The organism is Chromobacterium sp. IRSSSOUMB001 (genome assembly GCF_023507765.1).
GTDB lineage: Bacteria > Pseudomonadota > Gammaproteobacteria > Burkholderiales > Chromobacteriaceae > Chromobacterium > Chromobacterium haemolyticum.
The window spans coordinates 12,544-32,866 of sequence record NZ_JALCYU010000018.1 but is presented as its reverse complement, the minus strand read 5'-3'; the positions used below and the strand labels follow the sequence as shown (position 1 = coordinate 32,866).

Sequence of the window (20,323 nt, the reverse complement as noted above, 5' to 3'; positions counted from 1 at the left end):
CGGAAACACGTTCTAAGGGAACAGCCCCAAAACAAAACCCCCGCCAGTTTCCTGACGGGGGTTTTCGCTTGGATCGAACGCCTTACTTGCTCTGAATGCCGCCTTGTACCACGGTCGACGTATTCTGATGTTCGGCGCGGATCAGCGGCGCCTTGCCGGAAGTCACGTCGCTGACAGCCTGTTTCAGAATGCCGGACGGCGTGCTGTTCAGCTTGACCCCGCCGCCGCCGTTGTAGCGCTCAGTGGCGATATCGGTGGTTTCCACTTTGGATTCGCCCAGGTCCACCTTGCCGTTGGCGGACGAAACGGTCGCGCCGGTCAGCTGGGTCTTTCCGCCCACTTGCAGCGTCACGCCGTCTGCGCCGGCGATACCGGTGACGGTACCCACCGAGTTGTCGCGTTTGACGCTGACGTCCACATCGGCCTTCAGCTCGGTGCCCTTGTCCTGGGCATTCAACAGCTTGTCCTTCAGCGTATTGCCGCCTTTGCGCGCCAGAGTGTCCAGCGTGCCGGACTTGGCCGGTCCGGAAATCGGCTGCTCGGGCAGGGTGACGGTTTCACTGTTGACGTTGAAGCTCACCGCATTAGTGGTGTCTTCCTTCAGGCCCTTGTTGAAGGCGAAGCGTTCATACTTCTCCTTCACCTTGTCGGACGCGGCGTTGACCAGCTCGGTGCCCTTCTCTTTCACCTTGTCCTTCAGCGGGCCGGCTTTGTCGGCGGCCTGGTCAACCAGGCTGGCTTCCTTGCCGTTGGAGCTGTTGGCGCCCAGCGACACATCCACCTTCACGCTATTGTCGCGGTCCTGACGGCTTTCCAGCGCCAGTTGGCCGCCCACCTGGCCGGTGACGGTCTTGCCGCTGACATTGGCGCCGGCCAGGGTGGCATTGCCTTCGACGTTCAGCTCCACTTGCTGCTTGGCGGTCACGGCGGCGTTGGCGTTGCTCAGCTTGTCCTGCTGGTCCACCTTCACCTCCAGACCGGCTTTGACGTCATGCACATTCTTGGTGCTGTCAGGCTTGATCTGACCGTTTTCCTTATCGCTGCTGGCCTTGTTGCCGCCGCCGATATTGCCGGCCACGCTCCAGTTGTTGCGCTGGCTGCTGGACTGCGCCGACTCCAGGCGGACATCGCCCTGGCTGTCCAGTTTGACGCTGTCGCCCTGCAACTGGGTGCCGCTCAGGCGGACGCCGCCGTTGCCGGCTTCTACGCTGGCTTGGCCGCCGCTGATCACGCTGCCGCCTGCCTGGCTGCGACTGGACTCGTCGGTGCTGGCGTAATTGCCGCCGGCGCCCACGTTGAAGCCCTTGCTTGCCTTCTCTTGACCGTTGCTCTGGCTGCCGCCGGCTTTGACATCGAAGCCCCACTCGCTGCCGGATTTGTCGGCGCTGGATTCGGCTGCCTTGAACTCCACCTTGCCACCCTTCAGCGCCACGTCGCCGCGGCTGGCGATCTTGTCGCCCTGCAGGGCCAGCTTGCCCCCGGCCGTCAATGCCACGCCGGCATCGGCGTCCACGCCGCCGGTCACGGCGACACTAGAGTTGGCTTGCTGCTTGTCCACGTTCACCGCCACCCCGCCGCTGCCGCCGACATTCTTGCCGCCGCCTTCGATCGGGCTGGTGGTGATGGCCAGGTTGGCCTTGCCGCCCACGGTGCGCTGCTCGCTGCTACTGGTGTTGTTCGCCTGGGTGAAGCTCAGGTCGCCGCCTGCGTTGACGCTGGCCGCGCCCTTGCCGCCGGCGATGGCTACGCCCTGATAAGCAGCGTTGTTGTCCACCTCCACCTTGACGCCGTTGCCGGCGCGGATGCCGCCGGTCACCGCGGTGGAGCTGGACGAAGCGCTGGTCACCGTGCTGCCGCTTCCTGCCGCCTTGACGTTCACGTCCTCGCCGGTGGTGGTGTAGACGCGCACGCCCACATCCGCCTCGGTCTTGCTGCCGCTCTGGCTCTGGGTATTGGCCGCGGCGGTGAACTGATGGCTATCCGCCTTGATCTCTACCGTGTTGCCGGCCTGGTACTGGGTCCCCTGGTCAGTGAGCCCGGCCTTGGCGTCCACCTTGATGTTGCCGCCATTCAGGCTGCTGGCCTGCGCGGTGCTGGACTGGCGGGTCTCAGTGCCCACGCCGGCCTTAACGCCAAGATCCACGCCCAGATTGGCCGCGCCCAAATCGCCTGCGGCGCCGGCCGCTCCGATCACATCGCCCTTGGCTACTTTTTCACCAGCCGCCACCAACGGACGGGTCACGCCGCCGTAATCGGCGTTGACGCCCACTTCCACGCCCCAGTGGCTGCTGTCGGTAGTGGTTTTCTGGGTGCTGTTGGCCGCCTGGTTGTCAATGCGGCCGCCGGCCAGCTTGATGTCGCCGTCAGCCTTGACCTGGGTGCCCTGATTGCGGATTTCGCCGTCGCCGTTTCCGGCTACGATGCTGACACCCCCCTTGGAGCTGATGGCGCTGACCTGGGCGGTACTGCTCTCGGACTGGCTACGGCTGTTCTTCTGGTCCACGCCCAGCGCCACGCCGGTCTTGTCCAGGCCGGCGTCGATATAGATGCCGCCGCCGGTGACGCTGCTGCTCTTGCTTTCCTTCACGGTGTCCTGCGCCGCGTTCAGGCTGACGTTCTGACCGCTGAGGGCCGCGCCGCCGGCGCCGGCGTTCAGCTTGGAGCCGGTCACCGTCAGATCGCCCTGGGCGTTGAGCGCCACCTTGTCGCCGGACAGCGTCGCCGCCTGGTTCTGGGTCGCGTCGCGGTCCACGCTGCTGCTACTGTGCTCGATGCGCACGCCGCCGCGGTACTGCTTGTCCCCGGTGACCTCGCCAACGCCGCGCAAGGCCAGCTCGGTATCCTTGCTCTCGACCGTGTCGCGGGTCTGCGACGCCGCCACCTTGATGTCGCCGTTGGCGGTTACGTTCAATTCGCCGCCGGCTCGCACCTGGCTGCCGCTGATCGCCACGTCCTTGGCGGACTGGATGGTCAGATTGGTGTCGGACTTCAGCTCGGCGTTGACCGCTTGCTGTTGGCTGGCATTGCCCTTGCTGCTGCTCTTGGTGATGTTGAAAGCGGTGCCGCTGCGCTGATCGGTACGGGTTTGCGATTGATTGACCACGCTATCAATACTGATGTCGCCGTTGCGGCTCACCGCCACCGCATTCTGCTCGCCGCGGGCGCGGCTGCCGGCAATGGCCACGCTGTCGCCGCGCAGCGTCAGCTTGCCGCCAGCGGTCAGATCGCTGCCGGTGTTGACGGTATCGGTCTTGCCGTTGTCGCGGTTGCCCCCGCCGCCGATGCCGCCCCAGTAAACCTGGTCGTTGCGCTGGCTATTCTGGTTTGTCGTCTGCTGCACGCCCAGGCCGAGCGCGCCGCCCGCGTCAAGGGAGGCGTCGCGGCCGGCGGCCAGCTTGGTCGCCTTGGCGTCAATATCGCCGCGGGCGCGGATATCCAGATCACGCCCGGCGCGCAGCTGGCTTTGCGCCAGACGCTGTTCGGTGGACGCGTTGTCCCAGGAACCTGTTTCCAGGCTGGCGCCGTCGTTCTTGCGGTTGCCCCGGTCGCTACGGGTGTCGGTTTCCGTCACCCCGCTCAGCTTCACGCCGCCGTCGGCCTGCAAACGGATGTCCTGGCCAGCGCTGACGCTGCCGCCGCGAATGGCGATCTGGCCGCGCGGCTGCGCGCCGTCCGCCGCCTGATTGTCCGCCGCCGGCGCCGCCGCGATCAGCGTGGCATCCTGCTCGGCGCGAATGCGCACGCCTTCCTGACGCTGACTGGTTTCACTCTGGTCGCGGTTGTACGCCCAAGAATTTTTCCAGGCGTGATTGCTGCTGCTGGACGCGCTTTCCGCTACTTGGCTATCCAGCGTCAGATCCTTGCCGCTAAGCGCCACATTGCGGCCGCTGATGTCGGTGGCGGCCAAGGTCGCCGCGTCGCCGGCGCTAAGTGTCACATCGTCGCGCGCGCTGATGACGCTGCGCTTGATGCGGGTGTCGCTGCTATTGCTGGCGGTATTGGTCTCGCCGGTTTTCCAGATGAACCAGCTCTCGTCGTGGCCGCTGTCTTGAGCGGTGGAGGTTTCCGCCCGCCCACGGCTGTCTATTTGCCGCGCGGCCAAAGCCACCTTGCCTTCGCTGGCGCGGATCTGCGCGCCTTCCAGCGCCAGTTTGCCCTGGCGCGCCTCCACCGACACTTCTTGCGCGCCGTTCAGGCTACCGCCCACATTGACGCCCGCGCCGTCCGCGGTGCTGATGATGTTGATGCGGCCGGCCTGCATCGCCCCCAGAAACACACTATCCAGCGAGCCCACGCCCTCAGGCGCCTTGTCGCTGCGCAGCACCTTGGCGTCCTTGCCTTGGTAATCCACCAAGTTGAAGCCGGCGCGGACATTAAGCTGCTCGCGCGCGGCCACATTGCCGCGCACATCAATGCGCGGCGCGATCAAATCCAACACATTGACGCCGCTCAGACCGGCGCCGTTAACGGTGAGCGCGTTGCCGTTCATCGCCGCCTGCAGGGAGGCGATGGCCCCGTTCTCGATATTGGCGTTGCCCACCAGCAGAGATGCGCGCGGGGTGTTGATAAAACCGCAGCCGCTGCACGTGATGCCGTTGGGGTTAGCCAGCACATAGTCGGCGGCCTTGCCGAACACTTCCTGCTTGCCCAACAGCAAGGACGGATTACGGCTGATCACCTCGTTCAAGATCACGCTGGCTTCGCGTCCGCCCAGCAGCGCGTTGGCGCCCAGCTGGCCGGCCAATTGCGACTGCCCGCCAACGGCGGAGTTGTTGAACACCGCGCCCGGTTTGCCGACGTTGAAATCCTGGTACTGGTTATGCGACAGACCCGCGGCGCTGGGCGCCACGATATTGACCACCGCCGCGCCGTTGGCAGCGTTGCTCACTTGCGGCTGCGCGCCGTTGCCCCCGGCGACGATGCCGGCCGCCATCGCGGCCTCCACCGCCCAAAACGCCAGTGTCAGCGCCGCGGCGACTTTCCCCGTTACCGATAAGCCGAAATTTATTTTTTTCTTCATGATTTGAGTCCCGTTCATTCAGAGAACAAGCAGATTCGGTCCAAAACCGTCTTTCCAGACAACCCATGTTCCGCGGGCTGAGCCGGCCTGCCAGCCGGGCCCATCCAATGAAACATGCGTTTGATTTCGAATCTACGTCTCTTTTTAAATCAATTCAAATGAAATACTGCCAATATCGCTTAGTCGCTTTCGCGGTTAAATTCTTTCAAAAAATTTCCATGTCGAAAAATAAATACCAAAAGCATCACCAGGACAATGCAAACCTGGCGAACAGCTGATGGCCTTCCTGCTGCCAACCCGCGGGCTTGTACAAGGGCCGGCTGTATTCCAGATCCAGACTGGCCTTGCGATAGCTGAAGGCCAGACCCAGGCTGGCCCCGGCAATGCTTTGCCACTGCTGAACCGAGCGATGCGGCAGCACCCTGCCTCCGTCCAGACCAATCCGCGGCGTCACGCCGACGCCGGCCGCCTCGAAACGACGCGACAAGGTGTTGCGCCAAGACCAGCCGGTTTCCCCGGCCAGGGTATTGCGGCGGAAACCGCGCACCGCACTGGCGTCGGACACATCCATCTGCTCGACGCCGGGCAGATAGTCACGGCTGGTCTGCCCCGTTAGCGCGCTGTTGAGCTGATAAGGCCCGCCGGGCAGACCCAGGCTTTGAAACCAATTCAGCGAAGCCTTCCACTTGGTGAACTGCGGATTGGGGCCGTCCGGCGCACGCGGGTCCGACGCGCTGGCGCCCAGCCAGCGCGTGCCGCGCTGCACGCCGGCGTCGGCGATCAACACGCCGCCGCTGAGTAATTGCAAGCGAGACAAACCCAGCTCGGCCACGCTCAGCGTGGGGCTGGTGATCTCGATCTCGCTGTCGAGAAAGTAATTGCGCACCCGCTTGTGCGTCAGTTGCGCCATCAGCGAGGTGGTCTGGTCCTGGCTTCGGCTCAGTACCCGGTCCACTCGCAGGCCGCTCTGCGCGGTGCGGCCGGACAAATTCACCGCGCTGTACTGCAATTGCAGCGGGTTCAGATAATCTGCGCGGCTGGCGAAGGCGCTGAAAGTCCAATAGCCATAGGGTAGAGAGTAAAACAGCGATTCGCTGCGGCTATGCCGCACCGCGTTGTCGTTGCTGGTGCGCTGCGCCGACACGCTGACGAAGTCGGACAAACCCAGCGGGCTGTCCCAGGACAGACCCAGGCCAGCCTGAACCCGGCCCGTGCTGTCGCGGCCGGTGTTGTCGGCGTTGAAGCTCAAGCGCCAGGGTGCATCCTTGTTGTTGCGCAAACTGAGGATGGAACCGCCGACGGTTTCGCCGGGCAAGATATCCAGCGTCGCCTTGCTGGACGGCAGCCGGTTGGCCTGGTCCAGCCCCTGGTCGGCGTCGTGGATGTTCAGCGGCCGGCCGACCACGCCGGGAAACAAGGTGGCCGGGTTGCTGCGACTATCGTCGCTGACGATTTTCTCCACCCTGCCTTCATGCACGCGCAAGGTCAGCACGCCCTGCTCGTCCGGCCCTTCGGCCGCCACGCGCGCGGCGATATAGCCCTTCTTCAGATAGAGCTGGGTCAAGGCGCGGCTATAGCGGTTCAGCTCCTCGTTGTTCAGGCAATCGCTGGCCAGTTCGCCCAGAGAAGCCACTTCCTTACGGCTCAGCAGCTTGATGCCGGCCAGACGCACGCCCTTGACGCGCAGGCAATCCAGCTCGCTCATGTCCGCGGCTTGCGGCCGCCGCATCATATTGCTGTCCGGCTGCATTTGCCGCAGCCGATGTTGCTGGATGATGGCGTCGAAGCGGCGGCTGTTGTCCTGCAACAGGCGCCGCGAATCGTTTTCCATTTGCTGATGCATGCTGCCAGACATGCCGGGCACTTCCGCGGCCTGCGCCGTCATGCCCCAACAAACGATCCCCGCCATCCGCCAGAACTGGGCTGGAGATGGGTTTTTATATTTAATCATCATCGGATTCGTAACTATTTTTAAATAAAGGAAAACAGAAATTCCATGACGCGTCCAGACTAATGAGAATAATTATCAAATAATGACACTATTACCCAGCCTTGATGCCAGCCTTGCGGCATCAGCGCAACACAAAATGCAATATAAATAAAAAAACCCGGCCAGTGGCCGGGCTTTCCTCTTAGTCGTTTGATTATGAAATATCTTTCAGAAGATCAGAAAAAACTTATTCGAACACAAAGTGGGCGCGCTTGATATTGCACAGCAATTCATAGGCAATGCTGCCGGCGGCGGCGGCCACCTCGTTGACCGATACCGTATCCCCCCACAACTCCACCTCGCTGCCAATGCCCGCGGCGGGCAAGTCGCTCAAGTCCACGGTGATCATGTCCATCGACACCCTGCCGATGATGCGCGAACGGCGGCCGTCCACCGCCACCGGGCTGCCGCTGGACGCCAGCCGCGGATAACCGTCGGCGTAGCCCCCGGCGATCAGGCCCACCCGAGTAGGCCGATCGGTGACAAAGTTGTTGCCGTAGCCGATAGGCTCCCCGGCGGCCAGTTCACGCACGCTGAAGATCCGGCTTCTCAGCCGCATCACCGGTTTCAACGCATCGCCTTGCGGAAAACCCGCCGGCAAAGGGCTGGCGCCGTAGAGCAGGATGCCGGCACGCCCCCAGTCGCGACGCGACCGCGGATGGCACAGGATGCCGGCGGAATTGGCCACGCTCTCCTCCCCCGGCAAGCCCGCGGTGGCGGCGTCGAAGGTTTCGATTTGCGCCAGCGTCATCGGCACCGTCGGCTCGTCGGCGCGGGCGAAGTGGGTCATCTTGACGATGCTCTCCGCCTTGCCGCTGGCCTGCAGCCGTTCCCAGGCCGCGCGGTAATGCTGCGGCAGGAAGCCCTCGCGATGCATGCCGCTGTCCAGCATCAGCCAGACTCGGAACGGCGCGGCCGGCTGCGCTTCTTCCAACATGCGCAGTTGCTCTTCGCTCTGCACCACCAGCCACAGCCGGTGGCGCTCGACCTCGGCCAGCTCGGCCGCCTCGAACACGCCCTCCAACAGCAGAATGGGCGCGCTCACGCCGGCGGCGCGCAGTTGCAACGCTTCCTCCAGACAGGCTACGGCGAAACCGTCGGCTACATCGGCCAGCGCCTGGGCGCAACGCGCCGCGTCGTGGCCGTAGCCATTGGCCTTCAGCACCGCCAATACCCGCCCGCCATGCTGACGCTTAGCCAGCAGGTAGTTGTCGCGCAGGTATTGGGTGCGAATGGCGGCGATCAGCGGCCGCATGCTCAAGCGCCCGCCACGGCCGGACGAGCCGCCGGCACCACCAGGGTTTCGCCCTGTTTGGCGTAGCGCTGCATGGACAGGCCATCCAGGCTGATCTCCGGCTTGGCGCCGGTGATAATGTCGGCCAGCACCTTGCCGGAGCCGGCCCCCATGGTCCAACCCAGGGTGCCGTGGCCGGTGTTCAGCGACAGATTGGCGAAGCGAGTGCCTCCCACGATGGGAGTGCCGTCCGGCGTCATCGGACGCAGGCCGGTCCAGAAGCTGGCGGCCGGGATGTCGCCGCCATTCGGGTACAAATCGCGCACTACCATTTCCAGCGTTTCGCGACGGCGCGGGTTCAGCGACAAATCGTAGCCGGACAACTCGGCCATGCCCCCGACGCGGATGCGATCATCGAAGCGGGTGATCGCCACCTTGTAGGTTTCGTCCAGCACCGTGGACACCGGCGCGCCGGCCGGGTTGGTGATCGGCACCGTCAGCGAATAGCCCTTGACCGGGTAGACCGGAATGTCGATGCCCAGCGATTTGACCATGTCGCGGGAGAAGCTGCCCATCGCCACCACGTAGTGATCCGCGGTCAGCAAATCGTCGCCGACACGGATGCCGGTAATGCGCTTGCCGTTGCTCTCAATGCCGTCCACAGTCACGCCGAAGCGGAATTCCACGCCCTTGGCGCGCGCCATCTCGGCCAGGCGCGCGGTGAACAGATTGCAGTCGCCGGTTTCGTCATTGGGCAGTTGCAGGCCGCCGCTGAGCTTGTGTTTGACGCTGGCCAGCGCCGGCTCCACCTCCGCGCAGCCGTCCCGGTCCAACACTTTGAAGTCCACGCCGCACTCCTTGAGCACAGCGATATCCTTGCTGACGCCGTCCACTTGAGCCTGGCTGCGGAACAGCTGCAGCGTGCCGCCCTGGCGCGCTTCGTAGCCGATGCCGGTTTCTGCGCGCAGCTCTTTCATCTTGTCGCGGCTGTATTCGGCCAGACGCATCATCCGGCTCTTGTTGACCGCGTAAGCGTCTTCATTACAATTGGCCAGCATCTTGGCGATCCATTGCAGCTGATACAAGCTGCCGTCCGGCTTCACCGCCAACGGCGCATGGCGCTGGAACAGCCACTTGGCCGCCTTCAGCGGAATGCCCGGCGCGGCCCAGGGCGTGGAGTATCCGGGGGAAATCTGGCCGGCGTTGCCAAAACTGGTTTCCAGCGCCACGCCCTCCTGACGCTCCAGCACCGTCACCTCGCAGCCCGCCTTGGCCAGATACCAAGCCGTGGACACGCCCAACACACCGCCGCCCAGCACGATCACCTTCATTTTATCTCTCCGTTTGCAGCACTACATGTCTATAGTGATTTTGCGTAGTATATTAATGAAACACTGGGTTTTTTCACCAAAGTAGCGTTAAACTACAGATTTTTAAACTGCAAACTTTTATATACACAGTGAAAACATGAAGAAAAGCGCAAGCGGCGATAAGGCACTGGATAAAACCGATCTGAAAATCCTGCGCCTGCTGCAGAAAAACGGCCGTATCTCGATGACGGAACTCTCTGAAAAGGTGGGACTTTCCACCACGCCGTGCACCGAACGAGTACGTCGAATGGAACGCGACGGCATCATCGAAGGCTATTACGCCCGCCTCAATCCACATGCGATGGGCGCGGCGCTGTTGGTCTTCGTGGAGATCAAGCTGGAGGCCAAATCCGGCAATATTTTCGACGCCTTCCGTCGCGAAATCATGCGTATCCCGGAAATTCTGGAATGCCACTTGGTGTCCGGCGAATTCGACTACCTGATCAAAGCGCGCATTCCGGACATGTCGATGTACCGCAAGCTACTGGGCGACATCCTGCTACAGCTGCCCTCTGCCAAGGAGTCCAAAAGCTACGTGGTGATGGAAGAGGTAAAGGAGACCCTGCTACTGCCTCTGGGAGAATAAATAAGCCATTTAAAATCCAAGGCTTGCATTTGATTTAAATCAAAAAAGTCTTGCATTCCCCTCCCATCTCAGCCAAACCACAAGCAGCGGTTTCTTGAGTAAAAACACGTAGAACCTGCTCGAAGGCTCGCGGGCTAGAACGAGACGAGACGAAAACGGCTGAAGAAGCGGAACGTACCTAAGGTACATCTGCATTCTGAAGCGGTTTTCTACGTCGTATCGCGGACGCGCAGCAGCCCTCCAACAGGTTTGCAGGCGGGAGATGAGGATGTTCGGCTTCATGAAAGCGGTGGACAAAACCGCGGACACGGCGCGGCAGGTGCGCCAGTTGGAAAGCGTGCTGGACCACGCCGATAATCTGATCATGCTGTGCGACACCAGCCGCGACAACGTGATCTTCTACATGAACAAGACCGCGCGCGACATCCTGGGCCGACACCGGGAAATGATGAACCAGAAATTCCGCGCCGGGGTCGACGTCAATCACGCTCATGGCCACAGCATTCATCAGTTCCACCAAAATCCGGAGCACAACCGCCGCATCCTGGCCGACCTGGCCAGCCGCAAGATAGACCAGCACATCGCCATGATCCCGGTAGGCGAGGTGATGTTCAAGACCAAGGTATTCCCGATCTGGGACTCCGCCCATCCCGACCAACTGCTCTGCTTCATGGCCAGTTTCCAGGACGTGTCCGCCGAAATCCGCGCCCAACAATTACAGGACCATGGCAACCAGCGCCGCGAATTCCTGGAGGCGCGCGTCAACGAGCTCTCCGACAATATGCAAGCGATGAGCGCCACGATAGAAAACGTCGCGGTGCAGACTTCATCGGCTTCCGAATCCGCGGACCTCATGCTGGGCGAGGCCAAAAAAAGCGTGGCCATCGTCAACGACACCAGCCAGAGCATGCAGCAAGTGGGCAATATGGTTCGCCAAACCGCCGACAGCCTGATGTCGCTGGGCAAACGCTCGGAAACCATCGGCCAGATCGTCAACGTGATCAAAGACATTGCGGATCAGACCAATCTATTGGCCTTGAACGCGGCGATCGAGGCGGCGCGAGCCGGCGAGATGGGACGCGGCTTCGCCGTGGTGGCGGATGAAGTGCGCAAACTGGCCGAGCGCACCACCAAGGCCACCCAGGAAATCGGAGACATGATCCGTGCGATCCAGGGAGAAGTGCAGCAAAACGTCCGCGCCATTGAACTGGGGCGCGACCAGGTGCAAACAACCGAAAGCGACTTCCAACGGGCCGAAGCCGCACTACACACCATCGTTGGCGAGATCAACACCATGCGCAATTTCGTGGTGGAAATCGCCAACGCCTCGGAAGAACAGGCTGCCACCTCGCAGGATATTGCCGATAAGCTGAGCGACATCACCCGGCAAAACTGAAGTAAAAACGCTTCACAAGCGAAGGATGGGGCGGAATAATTAAACGCTCCACCCTTTCGCTTTGAGGCCACCATGAGCTTAGCGTCCGTCCAGGCGTTTTTCGCCGCCCGTCAGCTGGACATCCCCATCATAGAGCTGGAAGTCAGCACCGCCACCGTGGCGGAGGCCGCCGCCGCCCACGACGTGGAGCCCGGCCGCATCGCCAAGACGCTGGCCTTCCGCCTGAACGACGGCCGCGATGTGATCCTGGTCGCCCGCGGCGACGCCCGCATCGACAACCGCAAATTCAAGGACGCCTTCGGCAAGGGCAAGATGCTGCCGCCGGACGAGGTGGAGGCCATCACCGGCCATCCGGTGGGCGGCGTCTGCCCGTTCGGCCTCGCCACCGAGCTGCCCATCTATCTGGACGTATCCTTGCAGGCCTACGACGAAGTGCTGCCGGCCGCCGGCGCCGTCCACAGTGCGGTGCGCTTGTCGCCGCAGCAGCTGCACCACATCACCCAGGCCGACTGGGTGGATGTGTGTCAGGCTTTTGTCTAGGAAGCAGTTACGCTCCGCTGTGCATCGTCCTAAGCCGTGCTGCCGAACCGATGCAAAAAGCCGCCGTTTGTCGCCAAACGACGGCTCAAGCTTTCCCGCGGCGGAATCCCCGCCGCCTGCCACGCCAGGCCAGCGCGCTATTGAGACGCCCGCGCATCCCAACCAAGGCACCGCCACCGTCTTGCCATGCGGCGCGGCGACATACAGGCCGGGCAGGCGCAGCCAGGAGTCAGCGCTTAGGCGCGGCGGTAGCCGGCTTTCAGACTGTCAGGGTCAAGGGAAAACAAGGTTCGCGGAACGCGATTCGAATCAATCATGATGAGGTCTCCGATATGGGTTAAGCCTGCTTCCCGCTGTCAAACGGGAGCGGCAGGCGCCTGACAGGGTTGACAGACCGGCATATCGGAACCGGTAGCCCACGAGGAGCTCCCTGCCAGCGCCTGCCATGTACGCGTGCGCCGACACAGACAATGCCGCGCGGTGGCGGCAGTCTGCCGATAAGTTTGGAGCTGTCAAACCCACTTGTGCCGAGATTGCGACGGCACGCGGGGATTGTTGGCGAGGCGGATGGATAAGTCAAGACAGCGTGGTCCGCGCCGCCGGCGTCCGCCATGCCAAGAAAAACGCCCGGCAAGCCGGGCGTTTCGCATCCATCCAGACGAAGGCGCTCAGTAGCCCAGCCCCATCGCTTCCTTGACGTCCTGCATGGTGGCGCGCGCCACTTGCTCGGCCTTGGCGTTGCCGGCGGCCACCACTTCCTTGACTAGCTTGGGGTTGCTCAAATACTTCTCAGCGCGTTCAAACATCGGCTGCTGTTCGCGGAGTACGCCGTCTATCACCGGTTGCTTGCAGTCCAGGCAACCAATGCCGGCGCTGGTACAGCCCTGCTTCACCCATTCGCGGGTATCGGCGTCGCTGTACACCTGGTGCAGCTGCCATACCGGGCATTTGTCCGGGCTGCCCGGATCGGTGCGGCGCACGCGGGCCGGATCGGTCGGCATCGCCCGCACTTTTTTGGTAACGGTGGCCGGGTCTTCGCGCATGGTGATGGTGTTGCCGTAGGACTTGGACATCTTCTGGCCGTCCAGACCCGGCATCTTGGACGCCTCGGTCAGCATCGCCTCGCATTCGGCCAGAATGCTCTTGCCCTTGTTCTCCAGCCAGCCGAACAGCCGCTCGCGATCGGCAGCGCCCAGGTTCTGGCTGGCGGCCAGGATCTCGCGCGCGCCGGCCAGCGCCTCGGCATTGCCGTCTTGCAGATAGGCGGTGCGCAGGCGGTCGAACTCCTTGCCGCCCTTGCCTATCTTCTTCACCGCGGCGCGGGCCAACTCTTCGAAGTTGGGCTCGCGGCCAAACAGGTTGTTGAAGCGGCGCGCCACTTCGCGGGTCAGTTCGATGTGCGGCACCTGGTCTTCGCCCACCGGCACCAGGCCGGCCTTGTAGATCAGGATGTCGGCAGCCTGCAGCAACGGGTAGCCGAGAAAGCCGTAGGTGCCCAGGTCCTTGGTGGACAGTTTTTCGATCTGGTCCTTGTAGGTGGGCACGCGCTCCAGCCAGGACAGCGGGGTCACCATGGACAGCGCCAGGTGCAGTTCCGCGTGCTGCGGCACTTTGGACTGGATGAAAACAGTAGCCTGCTCCGGGTCCACGCCGGCGGCCAGCCAGTCTATCACCATGTCCCACACGCTTTTGCCGATGATGGAGACGTCGTCGTAATTGGTGGTCAGCGCATGCCAGTCCGCCACCATGAAGTAGCAGTCGTGAGTGCTTTGCAGCTGCACCCAGTTCTTGATCACGCCGTGGTAGTGACCAAGGTGCAGGCTGCCGGTGGGGCGCATGCCGGAGAGAATGCGGTTGGCGAACATGTTTGAATTCCGTTTCAGAAAATAAGCGCGACCGCGCCGGAAACGAATTCCGGCGCGTCAGGATGGGAGCGAACCGAGCGCTTTAAATCAGAGCGCGCACCAGGCCGTACATCAGGCCGTAGAACGGTCGCAAAATGGTGGTCAGCAGGCCGGTGGCGATCAAGGCCAGCAGCACCCACATGCCGTAAGGCTCCAGCTTGGAATACTTCCAGGCCATGCCCGGCGGCAGGAAGCTCTCCACGATGCGGCCGCCGTCCAGCGGCAAGATGGGCAGCAGGTTGAGCAGCATCAGCGAGATATTGATGCCAATGCCGGCCTGACTCATCAGCGCCAGCGGTTCGCTATAGCTGGTATCCATGCCGATGGCCAGCTTGAACAACAACACCCATAGCAGGGTCATCAGCAGGTTGGCGGCGGGCCCGGCGGCGGCCACCAGCCGGCCATGTTCGCGCGGCTTGCGCAAAGCGCCGAAGTTGACCGGCACCGGCTTGGCCCAGCCGAAGATGAAGCCACCCAGCGTCACGGACAGCAAGGGCAGCAGCACGGTGCCGATCGGGTCGATATGCTTGAGCGGATTCAGCGTCATCCGCCCCATCATATAGGCGGTGCTGTCGCCGAAACGGCGCGCGGCATAGGCGTGGGCGGCCTCGTGCAGCGTGATGGCGAACAACACCGGCAGCGCGTAAATTGTGATTTTCTGGATCAGATTAATATCGCCCATGATGTCTCTTGTGGGTTGAAAACAGTGTAGTGAGGCAAAGGCGGCGCTTATAGACCGAACAGCGCCGGATCACCCTTGCCGCGGCGCAGCAGTTCCACGCCCTCGGTCATATCGATCACGGTAGTGGGCTCGGTGCCGCACCAGCCGCCGTCTATCACCGCATCCACCGCGTGCTCCAGCCGCTCGCGGATTTCATACGGGTCGGTCAACGGCTCCCCGTCGCCGGGCAGCATCAGGGTACAGGACAAAATCGGCTCGCCCAGCTCCTCCAGCAAGGCCAGCGCCACTTTGTGATCCGGCACACGCAACCCAATGGTGGAGCGCTTGGGGTGCAGGGTGCGACGCGGCACTTCGCGAGTGGCTTGCAGAATGAAGGTATAGCTGCCGGGAGTGGCGGCTTTCAGCATGCGGAACTGGCTGTTGTCCACCTTGGCGTAATTGGCCAGTTCGGACAGATTGTGGCAGACCAGGGTCAGATGATGGCGCAGGTCCAGCTGGCGGATATCCAGAATGCGTTCCATCGCGGGCTTGTCGCCCAACATACAGCCCAGCGCGTAACAGGAGTCGGTGGGATAAACCACCACCCCGCCCTCGCGCAGGATCTTCACCGCTTCGCGCACCAGCCGTGCTTGCGGGTTATCCGGGTGGATCATGAAAAACTGTGCCATGGCGCGTTCGCCTCAGAGCTGCTCTGCGGCTTCCGCCGCGCGATTGATCAAATAGCTGCTTTGCAACAGGCCGCTGGCATAAGCCCGCGTGCTCTGGTGTTGCAGCCTGATGTCGCCATCCAGGCCGCTGAATAACGGGATACCGGCCCCCAACAGCGCCGGCACTCGGTTGAGAATCAGCCGGTCCAACAGACCGGCGCGCAGGAAAGCGGACACCAGCCGGCCACCGTCCACATAGACATGGCGTGCGCCAGAAGTCCGTAGATCCGCCAGCAGGCGTGGGGGTGCCGCGGCGCTTAATTCCACCTGCGAGCGCAGCGCCGCCGGTATATCGGCCGGCTGCAGGCTACGGCTGGCCACGACCACGCGCAGGCCGACATAGGGCCACTCGGGAAACGACAGTACTTTGCGGAAGGTGGCGCTTCCCATCAGCAATACGTCCACTGTCGCCATGAAGTCGGCGTAGCCGTAGTCCTCGTCTTCACAGGCCACTTGCTCCAACCAGTCCAGCGCGCCGTCTGCGCGCGCTATGAAACCATCTAGGCTGGTAGCGAGATAGGCGCTGGTGCTCAAGCTCATGCGAGGGTCTCCGGGTGAATGATGCGCGCGGCCAGCGCGTCCCAAATGGGTTTGCAGATCGGCGGCAGGTCGTCGGTGCGGCCGACGTCGCGGCCGCCCTCGCCAGGCGCGTGGAAATCGCTGCCGGCGCTGGAGTACAGCTCGTGACGGGCCGCCAACAAGGCGAACTTGTGCATATCGTCCAGGCTATGGCTGCCGCTGGCCACTTCGATGCCGCGGCCGCCGGCCAACTTGAAGTCGTTGATCAGCCGCTCGATCAAGGTACGGCCCATATCGTAGCGGCCAGGGTGGGCGATCACCGCCTCGCCGCCGCCGGCGCGGATCCAGCCCACCGCGTCCTCCAGGCTGGCCCATTCGTGCGCCACGTAGCCGGGCTTGCCCGGGGTCAGGAATTTACGGAACACGGTGCGCACGTCCTTGACCTGCCCGCTATTGACCAGGAAGCGGGCAAAATGGGTGCGGCCTATCATTTCCGGGTTGTCGCACAGCGCCATCGCGCCTTCGAACGCGCCTTGTATGCCCACCTTGATCAGTTCATCCGACATCTGCCGCGCGCGGTTGACGCGGCCGTCGCGGATGGATTGCAGGCCGGCGGCCAGCGTCTCCTGTTCCGGATCAATGCCCAGACCGACGATGTGCACGGTGTGCTTGCCCCAGGTGACCGAAACCTCGACGCCGTTGAGGAAGGCCAGGCCCCGCCGCGCCGCCTCGGCCCGCGCCGCGGCCAAGCCGTGGGTGCAGTCGTGGTCCGTCAGCGCCACTAGCGTGGCTTCGCGCTCTGCGGCGCGCGCGATCACCTGCTCCGGCGGCAAAGCGCCGTCGGAAGCGTGGGAATGGAAATGCAGATCGATGCTGGCCATGCTCATTGTCCGTTGGCGGCGGCCTGGCGCGCGGCTTCGCGCAGTTCCCAGGCTGCCAGTTTGGCGCGGTATTCCGTCATCAGCGCGTTATAACTGTCCCAGATGCACGGGTCGCAGCCGCTGCCGCAGCAAGCGTCATCCGGCGGGGGCTCGGGCGCCTCCGGCGGCGGGTCGAAGTCGTCGTCGTTCATGGCGCCGCGACGCGGATGGAAAAGCCCTCGCCGCTCACCTGCTGACCCGCGCGGATCTTGCAGGTCTTGCGCAGTTCCACCTGACCGTCCACCCGCACATTGCCTTCGGCGATGAAATGTTTGGCGGCGCCGCCGGAATCGCAAACATTGCAGATTTTCAGCAGGTCGCACAAGGCGATGTATTCGCCGCTCAATTCAAAGGTTTCATTCATTTTTGCACACTCGATTGGGACAGGGCTGTGAGCGGGCTGTGGACAAGAACCGCAGCGCCTTCATTTTTCACGCCTTTTTACTGTCGCTTATTTTTTAATCTATTGCCGACATCTATCCACGCCATGGCAGGACAAGCTTGTGGGCCTGTTGTGGATAATTGCGGCAATTTGCTGAATTTCCAGCGCTTTCTTCTTGCCGGTCAAAATTTAGGCAATTCACCCGGCCAAATCGCGGCCAGCGCGGCTAGCGCCTGGGCCATGCGCTGTTCGTGCGCGCCGCTCACCCTGGTGGCGTCAATGCCCGCCTCTTCCAGCGCCTGCCGGTAGAGCCCGAACAACCAGTCGCGTTGAGTCGGGTGGCTGCGCAGCGGATCCGGCTCCCAAGGAATGTCCGGCTCGGCCAGCAGAGTCAAGGCGTAATCGCCAGGCCGGTACAGCTCCAACAAGCCCGGGCTGCAGCGCCCATGCGCCACCTCGCTCCAGATCTTGCAATTCAATGCGGTGGTGTCGCACAACAAGACTTGGACGTCGGCGGCCAATGCCTGTTCCGCCGCCAACTGTCCTCGCGCCACTTCCTCAATAATCTCCGGCGTGGAACGATACGGACGCGTGGCGAAATAGTCGCGCGCGTATTCCGGCGCCCAGGCGGCGGCAATGCCCGATGCATTCAACGCGGCCGCCAGCGCGCGCGCCAACGTGGTCTTGCCGCAAGACTCCGGCCCTACAATGGCGATCTTCAACGGCCGTGTCGCGCCCTTGAACATACCGCTGCTTTCAAAATACGGAAAAGCGGTCAATTATACGCCGCTTGCCGCGCTATCAACAGCCGGGCAGCTGTTCTCAACAAGCAGAGGGGACAGCCCTGTGCGCCAACTGTGGACAAGGAAGCTAAGCCCTTGCCGCGAAATGGATTTGTCCGCATTGATCAAAAAACAGGCAAATCACGGGATTACTCACATCCAGCGTGAAAAGCCATGTGGGACAATTGTGGATAAGACAGCCAAGTCCTTGTTCCGCCAAGCGCATTTTCGGCCGCTCATTTTTTAGGCAAAACAGCACGCCCCCTCATGACATAGCGGTAAGAAAACACCAGCTCCGGCCATAGCTGGCCGCCGTCGGTCGCCCTGCCGCTTGCCCACACCCAAGGTGCAAAGCCATGTGGGCGAGCTGTGGACAAGCGCGACAAGGCCCTGAAAAACCGACACAAAAAAAGGCCGCTCAAAAAATGAGCAGCCCGAGTAGTGAACGGCGTTTTAATGCGCGCTCATCTCGCCACGCAGGGGCCTGGCCAGTTGCGCAGCTAGTTGCGGGCCACTAAGACCGGCGGACAGCAACACGTGCAACTTGGCAAGCGCCGCCTCCGGCGTCAGGTCCGCCCCCGCCACCGCGCCGGCGCGCGCCAGCGGCTGACTGGCGGCGTAAGCGCCCACTTCCACCGCCCCCCTCGGCGCCTGCGTGATGTTGAGCACCGCGCCGCCCCGCGCGGTCAAGGCCTTCACGCCATTCAATAGCGCCGGATCTGCCGGCGCGTTGCCGCTGCCGTAGCTCATCAGCACCGCGGCGTCCAAGGCAGGGTCCGCCATCAGGCGGCCAGCCAGCGCAGCCCCCTGGCCCGGGCTGAGGAACAGGCAGGCGATGCTCAGATCTTCACGCAGCGCCTTTGGCTGAAACTCTCCCTGCCCCGGCAACCAGGCGGCCTTGTTCCAATGCGGATGGATGGCGAAGCGAGCCAGCGGCTCCGTGTTGGGCGAGCCGAAGCCGGCGAAATGCTCAACGTCCAGCTTGCGTGCGCGGCTGCCGCGCAGCAGCAGGCGGTCGAAGGCGATGGCGACCTCATGCAGTTCAGGCTGGCTGGCCGCTTCCAGCGCGTCGGCCACATTGTTCCAGCCGTCGGAGCGCGGATGCAGCAACGGCAGTTGCGCGCCGGTCAGCACCACCGGCTTGGCCAGGCCGCGCAGGGCGAAGGCCAGCACGCTTGCGGTATAGGCCATGGTGTCGGTGCCGTGGATGACGACGAAGCCGTCGTAGTCGCCGTAACGCTCGGCCAACGCGGCGATGATGCGGTTCCAGTGACGAGGCTCGATGGCGGAGGAATCGATCAACTCGTCAAATTCGACCACGTCGAAATCCAGGCCGGGACGGCGAAAGCGCTCCAACAAGCCCGGCAACAGGCCCGGCGACGGCGCTAGACCGTCCGGGGTTTCGGTCATGCCTATGGTGCCACCGGTGTACAACACTAAAACTCGGCTCATGAGATCTCCTGTAAACAGTGTCCAATGCCGCGATGGTAGCTCAATTCGCAGCCGCGGCGGCAGGACTGTCCACGTGTAGACGCACCGCGTCATGCCGCCAGTATTCGTAATCGCAGTCCAGCGCAGCGCCGGCGGCATCGCGATTGATGCGCCGTATCAACAGCACCGGGCTCCCCTCGGCCAGCATCAGCGCCTGGGCCACACGCCCCTGCGCCGCGGCCGGCAGGATGTCGAAAGCCGCGGCCGCGTATTCGATGCCGTAACGATGGCGATACAGCCCGGTCAACGATTGGCTCAGGTCCTGGCCCTGGATGTCCGGAAAACGCTCCGGCCGCAGAAAGTGCTCCACGTATAACGCCACTCGCCCGTCCAGGCTGCGCTGCCGGCATATTTTCCACAAAGAGCTCAAGGGCGGCACCTCCAGCGCCCGGCACAATTCGGGCGAAGCCAGCACGGTCTCGACGCTTAAAAGCCGGGTTTCCGCCGCCCGTTGCTGCGTGTCGGCCATTTGTTGGAAATGGTTGCCATAGAGCGGCGCGTATTCCAGGCGCGGAAAGGCAACGAACCAGCCGCGCCGTTCTTCTCGATACACCCGCCCCTCGGCTTCCAGCACGCCAAGCGCCTCTTTCAAGGTAATGCGAGTGGTGGCGAACAGCTCGGCCAGCGCGCGCTCCGACGGCAAACGACCGCCGGGCCGCAACAAGCCGCCCTCGATTTGCTGCAATAAGGCCGCGCGGATACGCGCGGCCTGGGAAAGCGGTTTCGGCTCAGGCATCAGGACTAGTCCAACAATCAGGTCTCCGCCGACTTTTTACCAACAAAAAATGACAAGGAAATTA

The 20,323-nt window shown here is 62.9% G+C and carries 18 protein-coding genes; 4 read left to right on the top strand and 14 right to left on the bottom strand.

Going from position 1 to position 20,323, the window contains the following annotated elements; all coding sequences use genetic code 11:
* Nucleotides 1–82: 82 nt before the first annotated feature.
* From MOV80_RS20195 to MOV80_RS20180, 4 genes are all read right to left on the bottom strand, one after another.
* Nucleotides 83–5,020 (bottom strand): hemagglutinin repeat-containing protein, encoded by a 4,938-nt coding sequence (locus MOV80_RS20195; protein WP_249605443.1) that lies wholly within the window; start codon nucleotides 5,018–5,020, stop codon nucleotides 83–85.
* A gap of 244 nt (nucleotides 5,021–5,264) precedes the next feature.
* Nucleotides 5,265–6,905 carry a ShlB/FhaC/HecB family hemolysin secretion/activation protein gene (locus MOV80_RS20190; protein ID WP_019101775.1) on the bottom strand — a complete coding sequence of 547 codons (1,641 nt, stop codon included), beginning with the start codon at nucleotides 6,903–6,905 and terminating at the stop codon, nucleotides 5,265–5,267.
* A 292-nt stretch (nucleotides 6,906–7,197) separates the two neighbouring features.
* Complete coding sequence (gene alr / locus MOV80_RS20185; RefSeq protein WP_043594584.1) at nucleotides 7,198–8,265, bottom strand: alanine racemase; 1,068 nt, start codon at nucleotides 8,263–8,265, stop codon at nucleotides 7,198–7,200.
* A 2-nt stretch (nucleotides 8,266–8,267) separates the two neighbouring features.
* On the bottom strand, nucleotides 8,268–9,575 hold the full coding sequence (locus tag MOV80_RS20180; protein WP_043594586.1) for a D-amino acid dehydrogenase: 1,308 nt from the start codon (nucleotides 9,573–9,575) through the stop codon (nucleotides 8,268–8,270).
* A 136-nt stretch (nucleotides 9,576–9,711) separates the two neighbouring features.
* On the opposite strand from MOV80_RS20180, the gene MOV80_RS20175 reads away from it, so the two are divergent.
* The 3 genes from MOV80_RS20175 to MOV80_RS20165 all read left to right on the top strand — a co-directional run bounded on the left by MOV80_RS20175 (nucleotide 9,712) and on the right by MOV80_RS20165 (nucleotide 12,136).
* Nucleotides 9,712–10,200, top strand: a complete 489-nt coding sequence (locus MOV80_RS20175; protein WP_019100787.1) for a winged helix-turn-helix transcriptional regulator — start codon at nucleotides 9,712–9,714, stop codon at nucleotides 10,198–10,200.
* A 268-nt stretch (nucleotides 10,201–10,468) separates the two neighbouring features.
* On the top strand, nucleotides 10,469–11,596 hold the full coding sequence (locus MOV80_RS20170; protein WP_043594587.1) for a methyl-accepting chemotaxis protein: 1,128 nt from the start codon (nucleotides 10,469–10,471) through the stop codon (nucleotides 11,594–11,596).
* A 72-nt stretch (nucleotides 11,597–11,668) separates the two neighbouring features.
* Nucleotides 11,669–12,136: a YbaK/EbsC family protein gene (locus MOV80_RS20165; protein WP_043594590.1), complete on the top strand. Its 468-nt coding sequence runs from the start codon at nucleotides 11,669–11,671 to the stop codon at nucleotides 12,134–12,136.
* A 668-nt stretch (nucleotides 12,137–12,804) separates the two neighbouring features.
* Here MOV80_RS20165 and MOV80_RS20160 read toward each other — a convergent pair.
* The 8 genes from MOV80_RS20160 to MOV80_RS20125 form a co-directional block, all read right to left on the bottom strand.
* On the bottom strand, nucleotides 12,805–14,001 hold the full coding sequence (locus tag MOV80_RS20160; protein ID WP_043594592.1) for a tryptophan--tRNA ligase: 1,197 nt from the start codon (nucleotides 13,999–14,001) through the stop codon (nucleotides 12,805–12,807).
* 82 nt (nucleotides 14,002–14,083) lie between these two features.
* The gene (locus tag MOV80_RS20155) at nucleotides 14,084–14,722 is read right to left on the bottom strand and encodes a site-2 protease family protein (RefSeq protein WP_019101805.1); all 639 of its coding nucleotides are present in this window, start codon (nucleotides 14,720–14,722) and stop codon (nucleotides 14,084–14,086) included.
* Between the two features lie 47 nt (nucleotides 14,723–14,769).
* Complete coding sequence (locus MOV80_RS20150; RefSeq protein WP_019101806.1) at nucleotides 14,770–15,390, bottom strand: L-threonylcarbamoyladenylate synthase; 621 nt, start codon at nucleotides 15,388–15,390, stop codon at nucleotides 14,770–14,772.
* A gap of 12 nt (nucleotides 15,391–15,402) precedes the next feature.
* Complete coding sequence (locus tag MOV80_RS20145; RefSeq protein WP_043594594.1) at nucleotides 15,403–15,969, bottom strand: dihydrofolate reductase family protein; 567 nt, start codon at nucleotides 15,967–15,969, stop codon at nucleotides 15,403–15,405.
* On the bottom strand, nucleotides 15,966–16,829 hold the full coding sequence (locus MOV80_RS20140) for a 3',5'-nucleoside bisphosphate phosphatase (RefSeq protein ID WP_043594597.1): 864 nt from the start codon (nucleotides 16,827–16,829) through the stop codon (nucleotides 15,966–15,968). Before MOV80_RS20140 ends, MOV80_RS20145 begins: the two co-directional genes overlap by 4 nt.
* A gap of 2 nt (nucleotides 16,830–16,831) precedes the next feature.
* Nucleotides 16,832–17,020, bottom strand: coding sequence for an oxidoreductase-like domain-containing protein (locus MOV80_RS20135; RefSeq protein ID WP_019101808.1), 189 nt, complete (start codon nucleotides 17,018–17,020; stop codon nucleotides 16,832–16,834).
* A complete protein-coding gene (locus tag MOV80_RS20130; protein ID WP_043594600.1) occupies nucleotides 17,017–17,232 on the bottom strand; it encodes an RNA-binding S4 domain-containing protein in 216 nt (71 codons plus the stop codon). Before MOV80_RS20130 ends, MOV80_RS20135 begins: the two co-directional genes overlap by 4 nt.
* A gap of 200 nt (nucleotides 17,233–17,432) precedes the next feature.
* Nucleotides 17,433–17,972 (bottom strand): ATP-binding protein, encoded by a 540-nt coding sequence (locus MOV80_RS20125; RefSeq protein ID WP_249605442.1) that lies wholly within the window; start codon nucleotides 17,970–17,972, stop codon nucleotides 17,433–17,435.
* Here MOV80_RS20125 and MOV80_RS20120 point away from each other — a divergent pair.
* Entirely contained in the window at nucleotides 17,959–18,279 is a 321-nt protein-coding gene (locus MOV80_RS20120; protein ID WP_206833296.1) for a hypothetical protein, read from the top strand. The genes MOV80_RS20125 and MOV80_RS20120 overlap by 14 nt on opposite strands.
* Before the next feature lie 206 nt (nucleotides 18,280–18,485).
* Here MOV80_RS20120 and MOV80_RS20115 read toward each other — a convergent pair whose 3' ends face one another.
* A complete protein-coding gene (locus MOV80_RS20115; protein ID WP_019101811.1) occupies nucleotides 18,486–19,484 on the bottom strand; it encodes an asparaginase in 999 nt (332 codons plus the stop codon).
* Between the two features lie 40 nt (nucleotides 19,485–19,524).
* Nucleotides 19,525–20,259, bottom strand: a complete 735-nt coding sequence (locus MOV80_RS20110; RefSeq protein ID WP_019101812.1) for a UTRA domain-containing protein — start codon at nucleotides 20,257–20,259, stop codon at nucleotides 19,525–19,527.
* Nucleotides 20,260–20,323 lie beyond the last annotated feature (64 nt).